The sequence below is a fragment of the Vibrio sp. SG41-7 genome (assembly GCF_014164465.1).
In the GTDB taxonomy this organism is placed as follows: domain Bacteria; phylum Pseudomonadota; class Gammaproteobacteria; order Enterobacterales; family Vibrionaceae; genus Vibrio; species Vibrio splendidus.
Window position 1 is genome coordinate 75,749 of sequence record NZ_JACJFF010000003.1, and the last position, 21,632, is coordinate 97,380.

10 protein-coding genes are annotated in these 21,632 nt (G+C 46.9%); 6 read left to right on the forward strand and 4 right to left on the reverse strand.

Annotation, left to right across the window (positions count from 1 at the left end; all coding sequences use genetic code 11):
• Positions 1-15 precede the first annotated feature (15 nt).
• Positions 16-189: a hypothetical protein gene (locus H5300_RS01535; protein ID WP_004736075.1), complete on the forward strand. Its 174-nt coding sequence runs from the start codon at positions 16-18 to the stop codon at positions 187-189.
• Between the two features lie 32 nt (positions 190-221).
• Here the strand turns inward: H5300_RS01535 and H5300_RS01540 are convergent, their stop codons facing one another.
• From H5300_RS01540 to H5300_RS01550, 3 genes are all read right to left on the reverse strand, one after another.
• A complete protein-coding gene (locus tag H5300_RS01540; protein WP_004736074.1) occupies positions 222-1,583 on the reverse strand; it encodes a TRAP transporter large permease in 1,362 nt (453 codons plus the stop codon).
• 2 nt (positions 1,584-1,585) lie between these two features.
• Positions 1,586-2,341, reverse strand: a complete 756-nt coding sequence (locus H5300_RS01545) for a TRAP transporter small permease (RefSeq protein ID WP_182795283.1) — start codon at positions 2,339-2,341, stop codon at positions 1,586-1,588.
• A 65-nt stretch (positions 2,342-2,406) separates the two neighbouring features.
• Positions 2,407-3,402 carry a TRAP transporter substrate-binding protein gene (locus H5300_RS01550; protein ID WP_004736072.1) on the reverse strand — a complete coding sequence of 332 codons (996 nt, stop codon included), beginning with the start codon at positions 3,400-3,402 and terminating at the stop codon, positions 2,407-2,409.
• Positions 3,403-3,749: 347 nt separating this feature from the next.
• Here H5300_RS01550 and H5300_RS01555 point away from each other — a divergent pair, with 347 nt between their 5' ends.
• Positions 3,750-4,157, forward strand: a complete 408-nt coding sequence (locus H5300_RS01555) for a thioesterase family protein (protein ID WP_004736070.1) — start codon at positions 3,750-3,752, stop codon at positions 4,155-4,157.
• 30 nt (positions 4,158-4,187) lie between these two features.
• Here H5300_RS01555 and H5300_RS01560 read toward each other — a convergent pair whose 3' ends face one another.
• Positions 4,188-5,015: a 4'-phosphopantetheinyl transferase superfamily protein gene (locus H5300_RS01560; protein ID WP_182795284.1), complete on the reverse strand. Its 828-nt coding sequence runs from the start codon at positions 5,013-5,015 to the stop codon at positions 4,188-4,190.
• A gap of 527 nt (positions 5,016-5,542) precedes the next feature.
• Between H5300_RS01560 and H5300_RS28455 the strand changes: the two genes are divergently transcribed.
• The 4 genes from H5300_RS28455 to H5300_RS01575 are packed head-to-tail and all read left to right on the forward strand — an operon-like array spanning position 5,543 to position 21,601.
• A complete protein-coding gene (locus tag H5300_RS28455) occupies positions 5,543-5,734 on the forward strand; it encodes a hypothetical protein (RefSeq protein WP_017076779.1) in 192 nt (63 codons plus the stop codon).
• Entirely contained in the window at positions 5,734-13,584 is a 7,851-nt protein-coding gene (locus H5300_RS01565) for a type I polyketide synthase (protein ID WP_182795285.1), read from the forward strand. Before H5300_RS28455 ends, H5300_RS01565 begins: the two co-directional genes overlap by 1 nt.
• Positions 13,584-15,638 (forward strand): PfaB family protein, encoded by a 2,055-nt coding sequence (locus H5300_RS01570; RefSeq protein WP_182795286.1) that lies wholly within the window; start codon positions 13,584-13,586, stop codon positions 15,636-15,638. The genes H5300_RS01565 and H5300_RS01570 overlap by 1 nt, the downstream gene beginning before the upstream one ends.
• Complete coding sequence (locus tag H5300_RS01575; protein ID WP_182795287.1) at positions 15,635-21,601, forward strand: beta-ketoacyl synthase N-terminal-like domain-containing protein; 5,967 nt, start codon at positions 15,635-15,637, stop codon at positions 21,599-21,601. The genes H5300_RS01570 and H5300_RS01575 overlap by 4 nt, the downstream gene beginning before the upstream one ends.
• The last annotated feature ends 31 nt before the right edge of the window (positions 21,602-21,632 follow it).

A 21,632-nucleotide genomic window follows, 5' to 3' on the forward strand; every position in this document is an offset into this window, starting at 1 on the left:
AATAAGGAAATAACTATGGGTGAGAAAACAAGAGTTCCCTCGATCACCGATACTTTCGAGATAGATGGTATTTTTTATACTGACAATCATGTCGATCTATACACGCCAGAATTAGAGGCAAAAAGAGCGCTGTATGAGCAGATTGATTCAGGTTCTAGATATGGCAAGATTATCGATGAGGAGGTTTAACCCTCCTCATCACTTCGTTGTTACTTCACTATCTACTTAGTGATGATCTCTGGCCCCATCAACGTGGTCGGTAACCATGTTGATACCCAAGGTACGTAAGTTACGATAATCAAGAACAAGAACATCACGCCAACCCACGGCAACGCTGCTTTTACCACGTTCATCATCGACATCTTCGCGACCCCGGCGGTCACAAACAAATTGAGCCCAACAGGCGGCGTTATCATCCCTATCTCCATGTTCACCACCATCATGATACCTAGGTGAATTGGGTCGATACCCAGTGCAATTGCAATTGGGAATACCAACGGCGCAACGATGATCAGCAAACCTGATGGCTCCATGAACTGCCCACCAATCAAGAGTAGAACGTTCACCACAATCAAGAAGGTGATCGGACCCAAGCCTGCAGAAAGCATAGACTCAGTGATCATCTGAGGAATGCGTTCCTCTGTCAGTACATGCTTAAGAATCAGAGCATTGGCAATGATAAACAGCAGCATGATGGTCAGCTTACCTGCATCATAGAGCGTGTCTTTGGTATCTTTGTGGAAGAACGTTTGGAACACTTTAACCAAAGCAGGCTTTGTATTCTTCTTGTCCGCAAACGGCCCCATATCTTTGTAGATAAAGTTGGCAATAAAGAACGCGTACACCGCTGCAACAGCTGCCGCTTCCGTCGGTGTAAAGATACCGCCGTAGATACCCCCCAAAATGATGACAATCAGTAGCAGACCCCAACTTGCGTCTTTTGCTGCTGCGAACATCTCACCCCAGCCCACAAACGGCTGTGCAGGAATCTTCTTAATACGTGCTGCAATGTAGATAGCAATCATCAACATCACACCCGCCAACAGACCAGGAATAACGCCACCGAGGAACATACGACCTACAGATACATCCGTCGCCGCAGCGTAAACAACCATAACAATTGACGGTGGAATCAAGATACCCAAAGTACCCGCATTACAGATAACCCCTGCCGCGAATTCTTTTGTGTAGCCGTTTTTGATCATACCAGCGATAACAATACTACCGATTGCTACTACCGTTGCTGGAGACGATCCAGATAACGCTGCGAACATCATACATGCCACAACCGACGCCATCGCTAAACCGCCGCGGAACCAGCCGACCATTGCGATAGCAAAACGGATAATACGTTTCGCCACACCACCGGTTGACATGAAGCTGGAGGCCAAGATAAAGAAAGGGATCGCTAAGAGTGTGTAGTGGCCTGCAAATGCGTTGAACAACGTTTGTGCGACTGAAGCTAATGACGCATCTGAATGCATCAATAAGAATATGACGCTCGATAAACCAAGGGAAATCGCAATTGGTACACCGACCAACATGAAAGCAATTACCATTAAAAATAGAAATAACATTGCCATGATTAGTCTTCCTTACCGTTAGATTTTGTACCCGACTCGTTCGCCTTGTTTTGCTTAATCGAATCCAATACCGCTGTCGCGTCTTCATCAGAACCCGCTAACACATCAGCTTTCAATGCATCCAGCTCTTCTTCGGCTTCATGGCCTGCAATCATGCGGTCAAGCTTGCCCGTCGCCACTTGATAAGCGATTTGGATGAATCGGAACGTCAGCATTGCCATACCAATCGGCAGCGCCATATAAGGAATAAAACGTGGCAGTTTCTCGTATCGCTCGCCTTCATTCAGCCAGTCAGCAAGAAACTGAAGCATCTCGGGCATTGGAATATCATCGGTCTCGTACCAAGCGCGCTCAGTCGCGAACGGGTACCAGTAATTCCAAGAACCGATAAGAAGTAAGATTGAGAATGCTAGGCAGCTTGTGACGGCGATTAACGCATACACTTTACGTAGCTTTTCTGGGGCAAGGTTGATTATCACATCAACGCCAATGTGGAAGTGTTTTTTAACGCCATAAGATGCGCCCACTAACACCATCCAAGCGAACATGAACACAGTCAGTTCTAGTGCCCACAAGATATTGCCATTGAATGCGTATCTGAATACCACATTGGCAAAAGTAAGTAGCGTCATTGCGCCAAGGAAAAATGCGATTAATGACTCTTCAATCACATCTGTAACTCTTCCGACTTTGGAAAAAAAAGAGGTTTCCAGTGCTGATTCGCTAGAATTTGGTTGTTCCATTTGAGGATTATCCATAATTGACTCCGCTTATAGTTATTTTAATAAGGAGTGGCGAAATGCACGCCACTCCCTTAGCGGTGTTATTGGTTTGAAGCTAACGCTGCATCGATAAGGTCTGAACCGATGTCTTTTTCAAACTTCTTCCATACTGGTTGAAGTGCAGCTACCCATGCTTCACGCTGTTCAGGCGTAAGTGTACGAACCTCACCACCGGCTTCGATGATGTTATTTTTGTTCGCTAGGTTAACTTTTGAAGATTCTGCATTACGTGTTTCAGAGACTTCTTGAACGATAGTGCCAAGCTGTGTACGTACATCTTCAGGTAGGTCTTTCCAGAAGTCGTTTGACGTTACAACTAGGTAATCCAAGATACCGTGATTGGTTTCAGTTACGCCGTCTTGTACTTCAAAGAACTTCTTACCGTAGATGTTTGACCATGTGTTCTCTTGACCATCGATAACCTTAGTTTGCAGGCCACCATAAACTTCTTTGAAAGACATCTTCTGTGGGTTAGCGCCTAGTTGTTCAAACTGAGCCACCAATACGTCTGATGCTTGAACACGGAATTTCAAACCTTCCGCGTCTTCAGGGTTGATAAGAGGCTTATTCGCCGACATCTGTTTCATGCCATTGTGCCAAAACGCTAGACCTTGAAGGCCACGACGCTTCATCGCATTCTTCAGTTTTTCGCCAGATTCTGAGTTTTGGAAACGGTCAACGGCTTCTACGTCTTCAAATAGGAAAGGAAGGTCAAAAATGCGGTATTTCTTAGTGAACTTCTCAAATTTAGACAACGATGGCGCCGCCATTTGAACATCACCATTTAACAGGGCTTCCAGTACCTTATTATCATCGTAAAGCGTTGAGTTAGGGAAAACTTGCATACAAGCTTTGCCATTCATTTCCGTGTTTACTCGCTCTTCCAGTAAAGAAGCGGCAATGCCTTTCGGGTGCTTATCCGTATTGGTTACATGACTGAATTTAATCACGATTTCACCTGGATCACAGTTTGCAGCAGCATTAAAACTTGTGAGCGCCAGAGCAGAGACAGACAGCAGGGTAAGAGGCTTAAACATTATTATTCTCCTTAGTAAACAAAACAGCCCTTCAATGGGAACTGCGTGCTTTCACTAAGGCAATTAGCGCGCCACATTGACACAAATCATTAACAACCCTTTAACTATAAGGCTTCATGATATCTGCCTGCTGCAATCACCAACTCGCTGCAAAAATCAATGGGTGGGAAATGACACATAGAATATTTGTAAATGGGTGGGAGTTGACCAAAGCATCACTAATGGATACGGCCGAATGAGGTCTGACCAAGAGCCACATTGCCGATGATACCTTGAAGTAATTTCGACCTATCCTGTAGAGTGCTGCACAACTTAGTCAGATTTACACTTAATAAGAGTTGATACCAATGAGTCAGATCTACCATCACCCAGTACAAATTTACTATGAAGATACCGATCACTCAGGTGTGGTTTATCACCCTAACTTTCTAAAGTACTTTGAGCGTGCGCGCGAACATGTCTTGGGTAGCGATAAATTGGCGGAATTGTGGAACGAGCACGGACTAGGTTTTGCGGTCTATAAAGCCAACATGACTTTTCAAGATGGTGTTGAATTCGCTGAGATCTGCGACATCCGAACCTCTTTTGAACTCGATGGCAAATACAAAACGCTATGGCGACAAGAAGTGTGGCGCAAAGATGCGACCAAGCCTGCTGTGATTGGGGATATCGAAATGGTCTGTTTAGATAAAGACAAACAACTTCAGCCTGTGCCTGCTGAAGTCTTAAAAGCGATGCTTGGCGAAACGAGTTAACCTCATCTTCCCTCACCTCACCAAACTCGCTTAAAGGAGATGAGACGACGAAAAGGTTCTCATCTCTATCTGCATGGGTAGCAAATTTCCACCAAGCGAAACCGCAAAGCGATACTGCTCATTCAACCGCCCCAAACAACATTGCCAATCTGCAGAACTATTGGCTTTCTCAGTAACATCCAACCCAACTCCACTGTATATGCTGATTTCACCATGCAATCTAATTTCATCCTGCAAGTTTGGTTGAAAACCCGAAGCGTGAATTGGCAATGTTTGCTCCGTCAGATTGGAGAATTCGAACGAAAAGCTTCGCAACGATGTGGCTAGCCCCTTACCCGTCGCTTTGATGTACGACTCTTTCAACGCCCACAGATCGAAAAAACGCTGTCTCTGTTCTTCTTTGCTGAGCTCAAGTAAATCCGCCAATTCTTTATCTGAAAAGTAGTGCTTCATGATCGAGTCGATATTGGTCGAACTTCTTGCGTGTTCAATATCAACACCCAATTGAACTTGCTTCCCTTTTCTCTGGCAAACTGCAATCAACAAATGTTCTTTGCTATGACTAATATTGAAATTTAACCCCGTCTTGAGTTGCTGTTTGGCGACTAAACTTGGCTTTCCTTTCTCGCCATATTCAAAGCGCCACGCTTCAGGCATCAAATCAGAATAGCGAGACAGCACCTTTCTTAGGTAATTTCGAACATACAGAGCCTGAATTTGAGATGAGGGCATTCGATAGCGCTCAACTTTGGCTATCTCATCGGCTGTCAGTCTCTTTTTGAGCTGCGATACATTGTCTGGCTGGTCATCTAAATTACTCAGAGAACATAGCCACAAATCAACAACGGAAGTTTTCATTTAACTCGAACTCACTTCTAGAAATCACTCTTCAAAACACGATTGGAACAACCAAATCGAACAAATTTAACTCATCTATGATTTAAGTAAAACCTAGAGAATACGGGAGGGAAACACCCTTCATATACGGGCTTAAAACCAATTTTTTAAATAATAACAAATTAAAACACAGATCACACTTAGCCTTGCACAAGAGGCATCCATTAAATGTTACTTACAAAAACATGACATAGATCTCACCAAATCAAAATGTAGAGTAAAAACACTAAGTAACAACTCATAACCATTAATTATCAACAAGTTAATGAAATTGAAAATGCAAAAATCAAAACCATACCAAATTCATCTGGTCTGAACAGATCATAGTGGCCTCTGGGAGCATTGTATCAATAAGTCACCTCGGGTAGCCTGCTCAACCATTAAACAAATTCACACGTTTTCTTTGCGGATACCGACTTTTCATTTAGTCAGACTTTGAACAGGATTTTAATGGACATCGCCTCAAAATTTGAATGCCACCGTCGCGCATGAAACACCTCCCCTACTCTCGTAAGTCAACGCACTTCGAAAGCCTAATTTCTATCTGGTTGCCGCCACTCAGCAACCTGAATTTTCAGCTGCGCTTCCCTAAATCTGTTTCAGATTTTCTTTCTTTAATTTTAAAAGCGCAGCCTCAAAACACGACATCACTTTCTGTGATTTCTAGTGGAGACTCATAATGAGCCAACCCGAGACAAATACACCGGAATCAGTCGACGATACTCGACTGAATAAACGCCTTAAAGATATGCCTGTCGCTATCGTTGGTATGGCGAGCATGTTTGCAAACTCTCGCTACCTGAATAAATTTTGGGACCTTATCAGCGAAAAGATCGATGCGATTACTGAAGTGCCCGATACGCACTGGCGTCCAGAAGATTACTACGACTCAGATCGTACTACGCCAGACAAGTCTTACTGTAAGCGCGGTGGTTTCATCCCAGAAGTGGACTTCAACCCTATGGAGTTCGGTCTTCCGCCAAATATCCTAGAACTGACTGATACGTCGCAGCTGCTTTCTCTGATCGTGGCAAAAGAAGTACTTGAAGATGCCAAGCTGCCTGAAGGCTACGATCGCGATAAGATAGGTATCACGCTCGGTGTTGGTGGTGGTCAGAAGATCGCTCAAAGCCTAAATGCTCGCCTGCAATACCCTGTTTTGAAAAAAGTCTTCAAGAGCAGTGGCATCAACGACGAAGACAGCGAAATGCTGATCAAAAAGTTCCAAGACCAATACATCCACTGGGAAGAGAACTCATTCCCTGGTTCATTGGGTAACGTAATTTCAGGTCGTATTGCTAACCGCTTTGACCTTGGTGGCATCAACTGTGTAGTAGACGCTGCTTGTGCAGGTTCTCTAGCTGCAATGCGCATGGCTCTTAGTGAGCTAGTTGAAGGCCGCAGTGAAATGATGATCACAGGTGGTGTGTGTACTGATAACTCACCAACCATGTACATGAGCTTCTCTAAAACACCTGCGTTTACCACCAATGAAACCATTCAACCTTTCGACATCGACTCAAAAGGCATGATGATCGGAGAAGGCATCGGCATGGTTGCTCTTAAGCGTCTTGAAGATGCAGAACGCGATGGCGACAGAATCTACTCAGTGATTAAAGGTGTCGGTTCTTCTTCGGATGGCAAGTTCAAGAGTATTTACGCACCTCGCCCTGAAGGACAAGCAAAAGCACTGAAACGTGCTTACGATGATGCTGGTTTCGCACCGCATACGCTTGGCCTATTAGAAGCACACGGTACAGGTACTGCAGCGGGTGATGTGGCTGAATTTGGTGGCTTAAACTCGGTATTCAGTGAGAACAATGAAGAGAAGCAACACATTGCGTTAGGCTCTGTGAAATCTCAAATTGGTCACACCAAATCAACTGCGGGTACTGCAGGTTTAATCAAAGCTGCATTAGCACTGCACCATAAAGTACTGCCGCCAACGATTAACGTATCGGCTCCGAATCCTAAGTTGGATATCGAGAACTCACCGTTCTACCTAAACACACAAACGCGTCCTTGGATGAAACGTGTCGACGGCACACCACGCCGTGCAGGTATCAGCTCATTCGGTTTTGGTGGCACTAACTTCCACGTTGTATTGGAAGAGTACACCCCAGAACATGCTCGCGGTGACAAATACCGTCAGCGCCAAGTGCCGCAAACGCTGTTATTCAGCGCAGAATCTCGTCAAGCACTGATCAATGAGCTCAAGCAGGTTTCAACTCAAGCTGCAGACGCTGCGTTCAAACTGGAAACGCTTGCTGAGAAACACGCTCTACGTGAAGTTGATGCTAAGCATGCTCGTATTGGTTTAGTCGTGACTGACCAAGAAGACCTTCAAGCGCAACTGACTCAAGCGGTCTCTATGCTTGAGAGCCAAACCAAAGCACATTGGCAGATGCCAAACGGCACTAGCTACCGTGAATCGGCACTGATTGCAGAAAATGGTGCAGGCAAAGTGGCAGCGCTATTTGCAGGTCAAGGGTCGCAATACCTAAATATGGGTCGCGAGCTTGCTTGTCATTACCCTGAAATGCGTCAACAGCTTGCTCAAGCGGATCAAGTATTTGGTCAGCACAAGAAAACGGCTCTGTCGCAAATTCTGTTCCCAATTCCAACCTTCACACCAGAAGCAACCAAAGCTCAAGAAGCGGTGCTAACCAACACGGCCAATGCGCAAAGTGCGATTGGTACTGTGTCTATGGGTCAGTTCGACATCATGACTCAAGCTGGCTTCAAAGCCGACATGGTCGCAGGTCACAGCTTTGGTGAGTTAAGTGCACTATGTGCATCAGGTGTTATCTCGCAAGACGATTACTACCAGCTAGCTTTCGCTCGTGGCGATGCGATGGCGGCGACACCAGAACAAGGCGACAGCGGTACTATGTTTGCGGTCATCCTAGACGCAGACAAGCTTCCAGCCGTTGAAAGCTGCATCAGCCAATTCGAAGGCGTGAGCATTGCCAACTACAACGCTCCGACTCAATTGGTTATTGCAGGTCCAACAGCGACGGTTCAACAAGCAGCTCAAGCGCTAACAGAACAAGGCTTCAAAGCGATTGCTCTGCCTGTTTCCGGCGCTTTCCACACTCCACTTGTTGCTCACGCTCAAAAACCGTTTGCTGCTGCAATTGATAAAGCTTCATTCAGCGCTCCAACACTGCCACTTTATTCAAACGCAACAGGCAAACTGCATAGCAAAGACGCGAAAGCGATCAAGAAAGCGTTCAAGCAACACATGCTGCAATCGGTTCGTTTCAGCGAGCAAATTGAAGCGATGTATGAAGCTGGTGCGCGTGTATTCGTTGAGTTCGGTCCGAAGAACATTCTTCAAAAGCTGGTTGAAAAAACATTGGCTGATAAGAACGAAGAACTTTACGCAATCAGCATCAACCCAAGCCCTAAAGGCGACAGTGACCAACAGCTTCGTTTAGCTGCGGTTCAACTGTGCGTTGCAGGTGTTTCATTAGACAACATTGACCCTTACCAAGCTGACATTGCTGAACCTGCGAAGGCATCACCAATGAACATCAAGCTGAATGCAACCAACTACATCAGCCCTGCTACTCGTAAGAAAATGGATCAATCATTGGCTTCGGGCAACGTCACCGAAAAGACTGAGATTGTTGAAGTGAAAGTTGAAGTCGAGAAAATCGTGGAAAAAGAAGTGATTAAAACAGAAATCGTTGAAGTACCTGTGGCTGCTCCTCAAGCTTCAAATGTACAACCGTCAGTTGCTCCAGCACCAAGTGTGCAAGTAGCAACAGCAGCTCAGCAGCCTCAAATGGCGCAACCTGCACCAGCGACTATTCAGCCAGCAGCTCAAGTAACAGTTGATGAGTCTTCACTGCAATCGTTCTTCAATGCTCAACAACAAGCAGCAGAAGTACATCAGCAATTCTTGGCGATTCCTCAGCAATACGGTGACACGTTCAACACCCTAATGTCTGAGCAAGCGAAAATGGCAACAGCAGGCGTAGCAATTCCAGAGAACCTGCAACGTTCTATGGAAATGTTCCACCAGCACCAAGCTGAAACGCTAAAAGCTCACGCTCATTACCTAGAGATGCAAGCACACAGCAACAACTCAGCACTTAATATGCTGACGCAAGGTTCAGTACAAACGGCACAACCAACCTTCGTTGCTTCTGTAAATGCTCAGCCAGCGATTCAAGCTCCAGCTGCTCCAACTACTACTCCAACAGCTATCGTTCAACAGCCTGTAGCTCAAGTACAAGCGACTCCTGTCCAAGCCGCACCAGTTCAAGCTCAGTCTGTTCAAGTTACGCCAGTACAGAAAGCAGCTCCTGCACCACAAGTAGCGGCTCAAGCAGCAGCACCTGTTGCAGCTCAACCTGTGCCAGTTAAAGCGCAACCGGCTCCTGTGGCTGCACCAGTAGCAGTACAATCAGCAGATGCTGAAAAAGTGATGCTAGAAGTGGTCGCTGAGAAAACGGGTTACCCAACGGAAATGCTTGATCTAGAAATGGACATGGAAGCAGACCTTGGTATCGACTCAATCAAGCGCGTAGAGATCCTTGGTACCGTTCAAGACGAGATGCCAAACCTACCTGGGCTGAACCCTGAAGATCTAGCTGAGTGTCGTACTCTTGGTGAAATCGTCGAGTACATGAACAGTAAAAGCATGAACAGCAAGATGCCAGCATCAGCGCCTGTGGCAGCACAGCCAAGCGCAACTGCTGCTGTTCAAGCAGCTAACGGTCTTGATGCGAAAGTCGTTCAACAAACCATGCTAGAAGTGGTTGCTGGGAAGACAGGTTACCCAACTGAAATGCTTGATCTAGAAATGGATATGGAAGCAGACCTTGGTATCGACTCAATCAAGCGTGTTGAGATTCTTGGTACGGTTCAAGATGAACTGCCTACTCTTCCGGAGCTAAACCCTGAAGACTTAGCTGAGTGTCGCACTCTTGGCGAAATCGTTGACTACATGAACAGCAAGCTTCCGGCTTTGGCACCTGTAGTCGCTCAAACTGCAGCAACTTCAGTTCAAGCAGCTAGCGGTTTAGATGCGGCTGTCGTTCAGAAAACCATGTTAGAAGTAGTCGCAGAGAAGACGGGCTACCCGACTGAAATGCTAGATCTAGCAATGGATATGGAAGCTGACCTTGGTATCGACTCAATCAAGCGTGTTGAAATTCTAGGTACGGTTCAAGACGAGCTACCGACTCTTCCAGAGCTAAACCCTGAAGACCTCTCTGAGTGTCGTACTCTAGGCGAGATAGTCGACTACATGAACAGCAAACTTCCAGCTTCTGCTCCAGTAGCGGCTCAAGTATCTGCACCTACGCAAGCAGTATCAAATGGTTTAAACGCGGAGCAAGTTCAAAGCACAATGCTGAGCGTAGTGGCTGATAAAACAGGCTACCCAACAGAAATGCTTGATCTAGCAATGGACATGGAAGCAGACCTTGGCATCGACTCAATCAAACGTGTTGAGATCCTTGGAACAGTTCAAGACCAGCTACCAACATTGCCAGAGCTAAACCCTGAAGATCTAGCTGAGTGTCGTACTCTGGGTGAAATCGTTGACTACATGAATAGTAAGCTAGGCGCTACTGCTACTACGAGTACAGAAGTCGCTGCAGCAACTGTAGAAAGCACGAGCAACGACCTAAATCCTGCTCATGTTCAATCAACCATGATGGAAGTGGTTGCCGACAAAACTGGCTACCCAGCAGAAATGCTAGACCTAGCGATGGACATGGAAGCAGACCTTGGTATCGACTCAATCAAACGTGTTGAGATTTTAGGTACAGTTCAAGACCAGCTACCAACACTGCCGGAGCTAAACCCTGAAGACTTAGCTGAGTGTCGTACGCTTGGTGAAATCGTTACCTACATGCAAAGCAAGCTATCCGCTGCTGCACCCGTAGCGACTCCAAAAGCTGAGTCAGTAACGCCTATCGCAGAAACAGCGACAGCGGAACTTCCTCCACACAATGAGGTAGCGCTAAAAAAGCTACCAGCGGCAGATAAACTCGTCGATTGTTTCTCAAAAGACGCTTGCGTCGTGATCACAGATGATGGTCACAACGCTGGTGTTCTAGCAGAAAAGTTGACCGCTAACGGCATTCAAGTTGCCGTAGTGCGTAGTGCCCTTTCTGCCGCGTCACCTTTAAACAGTGAAATCGCAAGCTACACACTCAACAGCGTCGATGATGCTGGTGTGACTGCAGTTATTAACGACATCGAAGCAGACCTTAAAACGTCAAACAAAGTGATTGCTGGCTTCATTCATTTACAAGCTATCGTTGATGCGAAACAAAGCAACGAGCAAGCGGTTAACTTGAATGCAGACTCCAGAGCTTCACTAACCACAGCGTTCTTATTCGCGAAGCACCTAAATGGCCAACTGAATGCCGTTTCTGGTCGTAGTGTGTTCTTCACACTAAGCCGTATCGATGGTGGCTTTGGTTACCTAGATACTAAGCAACTAGCGAATGCAGAACTCAACCAAGCCGCGTTGTCTGGTCTAACTAAGACACTGAGCCATGAATGGTCAAACGTGTTCTGCCGCGCATTGGATGCTGACGCTTCTATTGATGCTCGTCACCTAGCTGAAGCTATCACAGGCGAACTGTTCGATATCGATACCAACACGGTTGAAATCGGCCTTAGCCATGCGGAAAACGGTGAATCTGGTCGTGCAACATTGATTGCGACAACACCAGGTGCTGCACAAACTAAAAACACAGGCGCTCAACTCACCAAGAGCGACAAAGTTCTGGTGACGGGTGGCGCTAAAGGCGTGACGTTTGAATGTGCACTGACGCTTGCTAAGCAATGTAAGTCTCACTTCATTCTTGCAGGTCGTAGTAAGCATATTACTTCAGCTGAGCTACCTCAGTGGGCACAAGGCAAGCAAGAGAAAGAGCTAAAACCAGCGGCTATCGCTCACCTACAAGCAACAGGTGACAAACCAACGCCGAAGAAAGTTGATACCTTGCTAAAACCTGTATTGAGCAGCCTTGAAATCAACGCAGCACTTGCCGCTTTCAACGAGATTGGCGCGAGCGCTGAATACCTAAGCTTAGATGTGTCGAACCATGAGTCAGTAGCGAAAACACTGGTAAACTTCGACGACATTACAGGTCTTATCCACGGTGCAGGTGTACTGGCTGACAAACACATTCAAGACAAAACGCTTGATGAGCTAAACATGGTTTACGGCACGAAAGTGGGCGGACTAGAAGCGGTTCTTGGTGGTCTTGATAGCAGTAAGTTAAAACTGATTGCGATGTTCTCTTCGGCGGCGGGTTTCTACGGAAACACTGGCCAAAGTGATTACTCGATGTCTAACGAGATTCTAAACAAAGCAGCTCTACAACTATCTGCACGTAACCCTCAAGCGAAAGTGATGAGCTTCAACTGGGGACCGTGGGACGGTGGCATGGTCAACGCAGCACTGAAACGTATGTTCACAGAGCGCGGTGTGTACGTGATTCCTCTTCAGGCGGGTGCAGAGCTGTTTAGTTCTCAGCTACTGAACGAAACTGGAATTCAATTGCTGGTTGGCACGAGCATGCAAGGTTCTGACAACAAGGAAGCTGCTGTAAAAAAGCTTAATGCGGAGTCTGTGCATCTTGCAAAGAGTCCGCTGAATACAAGCATCACTGTGACACGTCATCTTGATCCGAAGGCATTACCTTTCATTCAAGATCACTGCATTGCCGGTAACCCAGTGTTACCGACAGTGTGTGCTATCCAATGGATGCGTGAAATAGCAGAGCAACTGTTAGGGGTGAACGTTAGCGTTCACAACTATAAACTGCTTAAGGGTGTGATTTTTGATACTGATGAAGTGCAAGAGCTAACGCTTGTCTTGTCTTCAGACGCTAAATCAAAAGATCAGCTAAAAGCAGTAATCAGCTGCCAAGGGCGACCACAGTATCAAGCTCAGTTGCAAGTTGCCTCTGTGCAAGTGTCTGAAGATGTTCAACAAGCGTCGACAAAACGCTTTGAAGCTAACTCTTCAACACCAGTAACAACGGCACAAGCTCTATACAGTGACGGCACTCTGTTTCATGGACCAAGATTGCAAGGTATTACCTCAGTTGAACGCTTTGACGACTTAGGCTTATTGGCTCAATGCCAGTTGCCTCAGATTGAAAACAGCGACTGCGGATCATTTATTCCTAAGCAAGGCTTTGGCGATAGCCAACCATTTGCTGAAGATTATCTGTTGCAAGCAATGCTGGTATGGGCTCGATTGAAGTACGGCGCGGCAAGCCTACCGTCTGCAATCGGTGAGTTTATTTGTTACGCACCGATGCACAATGGTGACCAAGGTTGGCTAGAGCTGAGCGTGATAAAAAGCACGGCTCGTTCGCTGCAAGCTGATATCTCACTTTACCACCAAGATGGTCGTTTAAGTGCGGTAATGAAAGGTGCCAAAGTCACCATCAGCAAGAGTTTAAACGATGCATTTTTGCCGAAGTCTAGCTCAGCAGTATCAAAGAAAGAGGCGACTAAAAACGCAGAAAAGGAGCAATTGTCATAGTGACTGTTCCTACTAATAAAGCGATGCCATTGCGCATCGCTCTTTTAGCTCAGCCAGCAAACGCGGCTGAGCTTTCTGCCGACTTATCACCTTCGCTTCCAGAGATGGTTACTGTTGTGGTTGATGGCAATTTTAGTCAAGCACTTGCTCAAGCGATTGAGGCTGTCATTCAAGGTAGTGTTATTAAACTTTGTTTAGATTCTCACTCACCATCATTGTTGATGTTAAGTGCGCTGAATGCTGCTCAGAATAAGATTCACCCACACGCGAATTTAGCGGGTTTTGTCGAAGCTCTCGATCTAGAGAATGGAGATAGCGTTCAGCTTGCTCTGGATATGTCACGCCGCCCCGCTTCAGACTTAAGCCATCAACAGCAATACTCAGCCCTATCTGCTTCGCAGCAGTTTAATGAATTGTTGAATATGGTTAATGCGATATCGAGCCGTTCATTGCCGAGCTATTCATTACCGAGCCACTATTGGTTCACTGAGCCGAACAAAGCACGTGTTGCTGCGTTAACCTTCAGCGAAGAAAACCAGAAATCCACCAGCCTGATATTGACTCAAGCGACCGGTTTGCACGAACCAAAACCATTGCTATCCAGCGAGCGTTTGATGTTTGTGGTTTCTGGCAATGACCAAGCTGAATTAGTTTCTCAGTTAACCTCGTTAAGAGAAGAGCTTAAATGCGTTAGCGATTCGGCGGACAGCGAACTTGCTATCGCCAGCTTGATGCATTCAAACCTAAACCACTTTCAAAGCGTTCAGCACAATGCTGGCCTTGGCACGAACATCGTGATTCAGGCGGCTTCAATTAATGCTGCACTACAAGAGATCACAGCGCTAGAAAATGCGTTGCCAAAAGTAATGGCTGACAATAGCCAATACAAAACGCCAGCGGGCAGTTGTTTCTCACCGATGCCTCAAAGCAAAGGTGGCGTTGCATTTGTTTACCCTGGTGTTGGCACGGTTTATCCCGGTATGTTGCGCGAGTTTCACCACCATTTCCCACAGTTATTTGCTCGTTTAGAACGTGAAGGTAACTTGAAAGAGATGCTTCAGGCTGACAAAACCTACGCTGACGACTCGCAAGAAATGTCTCTTAGTGAGTTGGCAATTGCAGGTGTGGGCAGTAGTTATCTGTTAACACAACTGCTATGTGATGAATTCAAAGTGCAGCCAGATTTCGCCTTGGGTTACTCCAAAGGTGAAGCCTCCATGTGGGCCAGCTTAAATGTTTGGAAAAACCCACATGCGCTGATTGAGATGACTCAAACTAGCCCTATCTTCACCACGGCTATTTCTGGCGAACTCACCGCAGTGCGTCAAGATTGGCAACTGAACAGCGACGAAAGCATCCAATGGAATAGCTTTGTGGTTCGCAGTGATGCACAAGCAATTGAGGCTCTGCTACCGGAATTCCCACGTGCTTATCTTGCCATCATCCAAGGTGATACTTGCGTACTGGCCGGTTGTGAAAGCACATGTCGTGCACTACTCAAGAAACTGGGTAAACGTGGTATTGCCGCTAACCGTGTTACTGCGATGCACACCACACCAGCGCTGAGTCAGCATAGCCAAGTGCGTGACTTTTACACGCAACCACTGTTCGACGAATTGCCAAAGCATATCCGCTTTATCAGCGCAGCAGGTCTACCGACTGGCGCACCGATCAATATCGACAGCGACAGCATCGCCCTTTCAATTGCTGATACTTTCTGTTCAACGTTAGATTTCACCGCGTTGATCCAAAGTGCGCGTCAACAAGGTGCGCGTCTGTTTGTAGAAGTAGGTGCCGATCGTCAAACCAGCACATTGATCGACAAGATCAATCGTAGCGACGACGTAGCCGACCAGTACTGCACAATCGCTTCCAATGCCAAAGGCGGTGACGATGTTGTCACGCTCATCAAGTGCATTGGTCAGCTCATTACTCATCAAATTCCATTGTCTGTCGAGCCACTTATTCAAGGCCTAGAACAACAGATCACCACGAAGCAATTAAGTGGTGTGTCTCAAGGCAGCGCAGTGAATCATCAAGGAGAGCTAGTATGAGTTCTCAATCGAACCAGTATCAGGCTCAAACTCAAACTAAGAATAAGCAGCAAGTGAAGTGCAATAAGATCGCGATTGTCGGTATTGCGAACCAATACCCAGAAGCGGATACGCCAAAAGACTTTTGGCAAAACTTGCTGAATAAAAAAGATTCTCGAACCACATTAAGCGCTGAAAAATTAGGGGCTAAACCTGGAAGCTATCAGGGCGTGCAAGGTGAATCAGACCGCTTTTACTGTGATAAAGGCGGCTACATCGAAAACTTCAATTTCGACAGCAATGGCTACCGCTTAACAGCAGAATCGTTCAACGGTGTTGACCAGAGTTTCCTGTGGGCTTTGGATACCAGTCGTAAGGCGTTAGTTGACGCAGGCATTAGTTTAAATGCCGATGTTTTAGAGCGTACAGGCGTGATCATGGGTGCCCTTTCGTTCCCAACCACACGCTCGAACGACCTGTTTCTGCCGATGTATCACTCGGTCGTCGAAAAGGCACTACAAGCTAAATTGGCTAATGACCAGTTTTCACTGCTACCAACCAATGAAACCGCTCAAGACCTCAATCCGATCAATGGTGCAGCGGCACACAACGCCTCTAAGTTAGTGGCTGATGCGCTAGGTTTAGGCAACGTGCAACTTAGCCTAGATGCGGCATGTGCAAGCTCAGTGTATTCATTGAAGTTAGCGTGTGATTACTTGAACACGGGCAAGGCCGACATGATGTTGGCAGGCGCGGTATCAGGTGCTGACCCATTCTTTATCAACATGGGTTTTTCCATCTTCCACGCTTACCCTGACCACGGTGTTTCGGTTCCGTTTGATAGCAACAGTAAAGGTCTGTTTGCTGGCGAAGGTGCCGGTGTTTTAGTCCTAAAACGCTTAGCTGATGCAGAGCGTGATGGCGACAATATTTACGCAGTCGTCAGCGGTATTGGCTTGTCGAACGATGGCCGTGGCCAGTTCGTATTAAGCCCAAATAGCAAAGGACAAGTACAAGCCTTTGAACGCGCTTACGAAGCATCAAACCTAACACCAGACAGCATTGAAGTGATTGAGTGTCACGCAACCGGCACGCCATTAGGTGACAAGGTTGAGTTAACCTCAATGGAGCGTTTCTTTGCTGACAAATTGAATGGTTCTAACCCGCCATTGATTGGCTCTGCGAAGTCCAACCTCGGTCACTTGCTGACTGCGGCGGGTATGCCGGGGATCATGAAGATGATCTTTGCGATGAAAGAAGGCGTGCTTCCGCCAAGTATTAACTTAGACAAGCCACTATCGTCGCCAGAAGGTTTATTTGGCTCACAGACTCTGCCAACGCAGGTTCAACCTTGGCCAAGTAAAGCGGGCAACTCAGAGCGCTGCGCGGGTGTTTCTGTCTTTGGTTTCGGTGGCTGTAACGCTCACTTACTGCTTGAAGCGTATTCAGACACCAGTCATGTAAACCCGACTTTAGAGTCGGCATCTCCAAGCCTACAACCGTCTAATTTAAGCATTACTGGTCTAGCGTCTCACTTCGGTTCTCTGCAAAGCATCAACGCGCTAAGCACTGCGATTGAGACCAACAACGATGCTTTCATTGCTTTGCCTAAGAAACGCTGGAAAGGCTTAGACCAACACCCAGAACTGCTGAATCAGTTTGGTTTACACGGTATTCCAAACGGCGCGTACATCGATCAATTCGATCTCGACTTCCTACGCTTTAAAGTGCCGCCAAATGAAGATGACCGTTTGATCTCTCAGCAGTTGCTACTGATGAAAGTCGCAGACGAAGCGATCAAAGATGCCAAGCTTGTAGCAGGCCAAAAGGTTGCAGTACTCGTTGCGATGGAAACTGAACTTGAGATGCACCAATTCCGTGGACGCGTAAACCTGCATAGCCAATTGGCTGACAGCTTTACCAACATGGGCATCGAACTAACTCAAGACGAATACCAAGCGCTAGAAACCATCGCGATGGACAGTGTGATGGACGCAGCCAAGCTGAACCAATACACCAGTTTCATCGGCAACATCATGGCTTCGCGTATCTCTTCATTATGGGACTTTAACGGCCCTGCCTTTACGATTTCAGCCGCTGAACAATCAGTTGCTCGTTGTATCGATGTCGCGCAAAACTTGATGTCGCAAGAATCCATGGATGCAGTCGTGATTGCAGCCGTTGACCTTAGTGGCAGTGCAGAACATGTGATTCTGAAGAACAGCGTGAGCCCAGTGTCACTTTCTCCAAAATTCGGGCAACCGCAAGACGGCAGTTGGAATGTGGGTGAAGGCGCAGGTGCAATTGTTCTTGTTGAAGAAAACCAAGTAGCGAGCAACCAAGATGCGGCTTACGGCAGCATCAACGTATTAGCGTTTGGTTCAAGCGAGCGTAACAACGCCGTTGTTGATGAGTTACTGACTCAAGTCGGTATGAGCTCGAACGATGTTTCTCTGCTTGAGCTTAACCATGCACCAGAATCTTCATCTCATCAGTTTTCGTCTCTAAGTTTAGGGAACACAAAGACTACTCAAGCAAGTCAACGTGTGGGTCATTGCTCTGCTGCTTCTGGTATGGCAAGCCTGCTACACGGTCTGCTCAACCTGAACCTTGCACCTCTGAATCCGAATGTCAGTTCTAAGAGCGCGATTGTTGCCAACATCAGCGAAGGACAATGTTCACAGCTGCTACTAAGCCAATCGAGTGTTGAATCTCAATCACTTTCCGTTCGTTTAAGCAATGAACTGGCGAGCGATGCTAAACGTCAATTAGTTAAGCAAGTTACTCTTGGTGGTCGTGATATCTATCAACATATTGCCCAAACCCCAGTGACCAACTTGGCAACGATTCAACAGAAAGCTTCTGGTAAACAAGCAGTAAGAGTGGCGTCGATTCCAACGACAGCAAGCATTCAAGCAGCCCTTGCGCAAAAAGAGTTAGAGAAGAAAGCATTAGCGCAGAACGCGGTAGAGCCAGTCATCGAAACTCCTACATCAGTATCCCCTACTCTGGCGCCAACGCGCCACAGTCAGCTAACAGGTAACCACAGCAATATGACTCATGTCCTATCCGCTAAAAATGGCGTATCGAATATCGACGCTAATACGGATGCAGCATCACAGCCGTCTGTAACACCATACAACCAAGCTTTTGCTCAAAACCAGCAAGCAGCGCAGCAAGTACACAAAGCATTCCTGCACACACGTGCCCAAGGCATGCAAATGGCTGATGCGCTATTAAAAGCACAGCTAAACGCAGTGACATCTGGTTTAGATAGCAATGCCCTTTCTCAACAAACGAATGGTCAACAAACATCAGCTCAGCCTGTTCAAGCTCAACCAGTTCAGGTTCAGTCAGCGCCAGTAAACGCACTTGCGTCACCAGCACCAGTAAAACCTATCCGTAAGCCATGCATTTGGGACTACGATGATCTGGTTGAATACGCTGAAGGCGACATCGCTAACGTATTTGGTCCTGATTACGCGATCATCGATAGCTACTCGCGCCGCGTTCGCTTGCCAACCACCGACTACCTATTGGTATCTCGTGTCACTAAGCTCAACGCGACCGTTAACGAGTACAAGCCAAGTACCATGACTACAGAATACGACATCCCAGTTGATGCTCCGTATCTTGTTGATGGTCAGATCCCTTGGGCTGTTGCAGTTGAATCTGGTCAGTGTGACCTAATGCTGATCAGCTACTTAGGCATTGATTTTGAAAACAAAGGCGAGCGTGTTTATCGCCTGCTTGATTGTACGCTGACCTTCCTTGGCGACTTGCCTCGTGGTGGCGATACACTGCGTTACGATATCTCAATCAACAACTTTGCTCGCAATGGCGACACATTACTGTTCTTCTTCTCGTACGAGTGTTTCGTTGGCGACAAGATGATCCTGAAAATGGATAACGGCTGTGCGGGCTTCTTCACTGATGAAGAGCTAGCAGATGGCAAAGGTGTGATTCACACTGAAGATGAAATCAAGGCTCGTAAGCTTGCAACTAAGCAACGCTTCGACCCTATGTTGCACTGCCCTAAAACCCAGTTTAACCACCAAGAACTGCGTCACCTGCTGACTGCAAACATTGCAGAGTGTTTTGGCCCGACGCACCAATCTAATCGCCACCAGCCTTCTCTATGCTTCAGCTCAGAGAAGTTCATGATGATCGAAAAGGTTAGCCGTGTTGAACCGCAAGGCGGCACATGGGGACTTGGTCTGATTGAAGGTCACAAGCAGCTAGAGCCTGAGCACTGGTACTTCCCTTGTCACTTCAAAGATGACTCGGTAATGGCTGGCTCTTTGATGGCAGAAGGTTGTGGTCAACTGCTTCAGTTCTTCATGATGCACCTTGGCATGCACACGCTTGTTCAAAATGGCCGTTTCCAACCGCTTGAAAATGCCCCTCAACAAGTACGTTGTCGTGGCCAAGTTCTACCGCAATCGGCAGAACTGACTTACCGCATGGAAGTGACTGAAATTGGTCTAAGCCCTCGCCCATACGCGAAAGCTAACATCGATATATTACTGAACGGCAAAGTGATTGTTGATTTCCAAAACTTGGGTGTGATGATCAAAGAAGACGACGAATGTACTCGTTACCTACCTTCTTTAGAAACAGCTGTCGCGACCCCTGTTATCGAAAGCTTGGACCATAAAAACTTGGGCCATACACCAGCAGTGAACCAACAGGCTTCAGCGAATGCACCATTGATGGCACAAATTGAAGACCTAGAAACAGCGCCTAACAAAGGTGTGGTTCCTCTTCAACATGTTGAAGCTCCGGTAACTCCTGATTACCCAAACCGCACACCCGATACGGTCCCGTTCACGCCATACCATATGTTCGAATTCGCGACTGGCGATATCGAGAAATGTTTTGGTCCTGATTTCTCAATCTACCGTGGGATGATTCCACCACGTACTCCGTGTGGCGACCTACAGCTAACCACTCGTGTCGTTGAGATCGACGGTAAGCGTGGTGACTTCAAGAAACCTTCATCGTGTATCGCAGAGTACGAAGTGCCAGAAAATGCATGGTACTTTGATGAAAATAGCCACCAGACTCTAATGCCTTACTCGGTATTGATGGAGATTTCACTGCAGCCAAACGGCTTTATCTCTGGCTACATGGGCACAACACTGGGCTTCCCAGGTGAAGAACTGTTTTTCCGCAACCTAGATGGCAGCGGCAAAATGTTGCGTAACGTCGACTTACGCGGCAAAACGATCACCAACGATTCTCGTCTGCTTTCAACGGTTATGATGGGCACCAACATCGTACAGAGCTTCAGCTTTGAACTGAGCACTGACGGCGTGCCTTTCTACCAAGGTACCGCGGTATTTGGTTACTTTAAAGGCGCAGCACTGAAAGACCAACTTGGTTTGGACAACGGTAAAGTAACTCACCCTTGGCACGTTGATAACAACCGCACGCCGGATGTAAACATCAACCTACTAGACAAAACGACCCGTTACTTCAATGCACCCGTTTCTGCTACTGGTGAAGTGCAAGAGCACTACCAACTGGCTGGCGGTCGTTTGAACTTTATCGATACCGTGCAGATCACCAGCGATGGTGGTAAAGACGGTCTGGGTTACCTATACGCTGAGCGTACAATTGACCCAAGCGATTGGTTCTTCCAGTTCCACTTCCATCAAGATCCGGTAATGCCCGGTTCTCTAGGTGTCGAAGCGATCATCGAACTGATGCAAACCTACGCTCTAAACAAAGATCTTGGCGCTGGTTTCCGCAATCCGAAGTTTGGTCAAATCCAATCTGAAGTGAAATGGAAATACCGTGGTCAGATTAACCCTCTGAACAAACAGATGTCTCTGGATGTACACATCACTGCGATTAAAGACGAAGACGGAAAACGCATCATCGTTGGCGACGCAAACCTGAGCAAAGATGGTCTGCGTATTTACGAAGTGAAAGACATCGCAATTTGTATCGAAGAAGCCCCTGCTATCGATAAAGCATAAGCCGCCATTAGTGACAGAGACAGAGAACTAG

What these genes read in the sequence shown, in the direction of transcription:
- H5300_RS01575 (WP_182795287.1), top strand. Translation starts at nt 15,635, where the DNA reads ATGAGTTCTCAATCGAACCAGTATCAGGCTCAAACTCAAACTAAGAAT.
- H5300_RS28455 (WP_017076779.1), top strand. Translation starts at nt 5,543, where the DNA reads ATGAAACACCTCCCCTACTCTCGTAAGTCAACGCACTTCGAAAGCCTA.
- H5300_RS01560 (WP_182795284.1), bottom strand. Translation starts at nt 5,015, where the DNA reads ATGAAAACTTCCGTTGTTGATTTGTGGCTATGTTCTCTGAGTAATTTA.
- H5300_RS01535 (WP_004736075.1), top strand. Translation starts at nt 16, where the DNA reads ATGGGTGAGAAAACAAGAGTTCCCTCGATCACCGATACTTTCGAGATA.
- H5300_RS01545 (WP_182795283.1), bottom strand. Translation starts at nt 2,341, where the DNA reads ATGGATAATCCTCAAATGGAACAACCAAATTCTAGCGAATCAGCACTG.
- H5300_RS01540 (WP_004736074.1), bottom strand. Translation starts at nt 1,583, where the DNA reads ATGGCAATGTTATTTCTATTTTTAATGGTAATTGCTTTCATGTTGGTC.
- H5300_RS01565 (WP_182795285.1), top strand. Translation starts at nt 5,734, where the DNA reads ATGAGCCAACCCGAGACAAATACACCGGAATCAGTCGACGATACTCGA.
- H5300_RS01550 (WP_004736072.1), bottom strand. Translation starts at nt 3,402, where the DNA reads ATGTTTAAGCCTCTTACCCTGCTGTCTGTCTCTGCTCTGGCGCTCACA.
- H5300_RS01555 (WP_004736070.1), top strand. Translation starts at nt 3,750, where the DNA reads ATGAGTCAGATCTACCATCACCCAGTACAAATTTACTATGAAGATACC.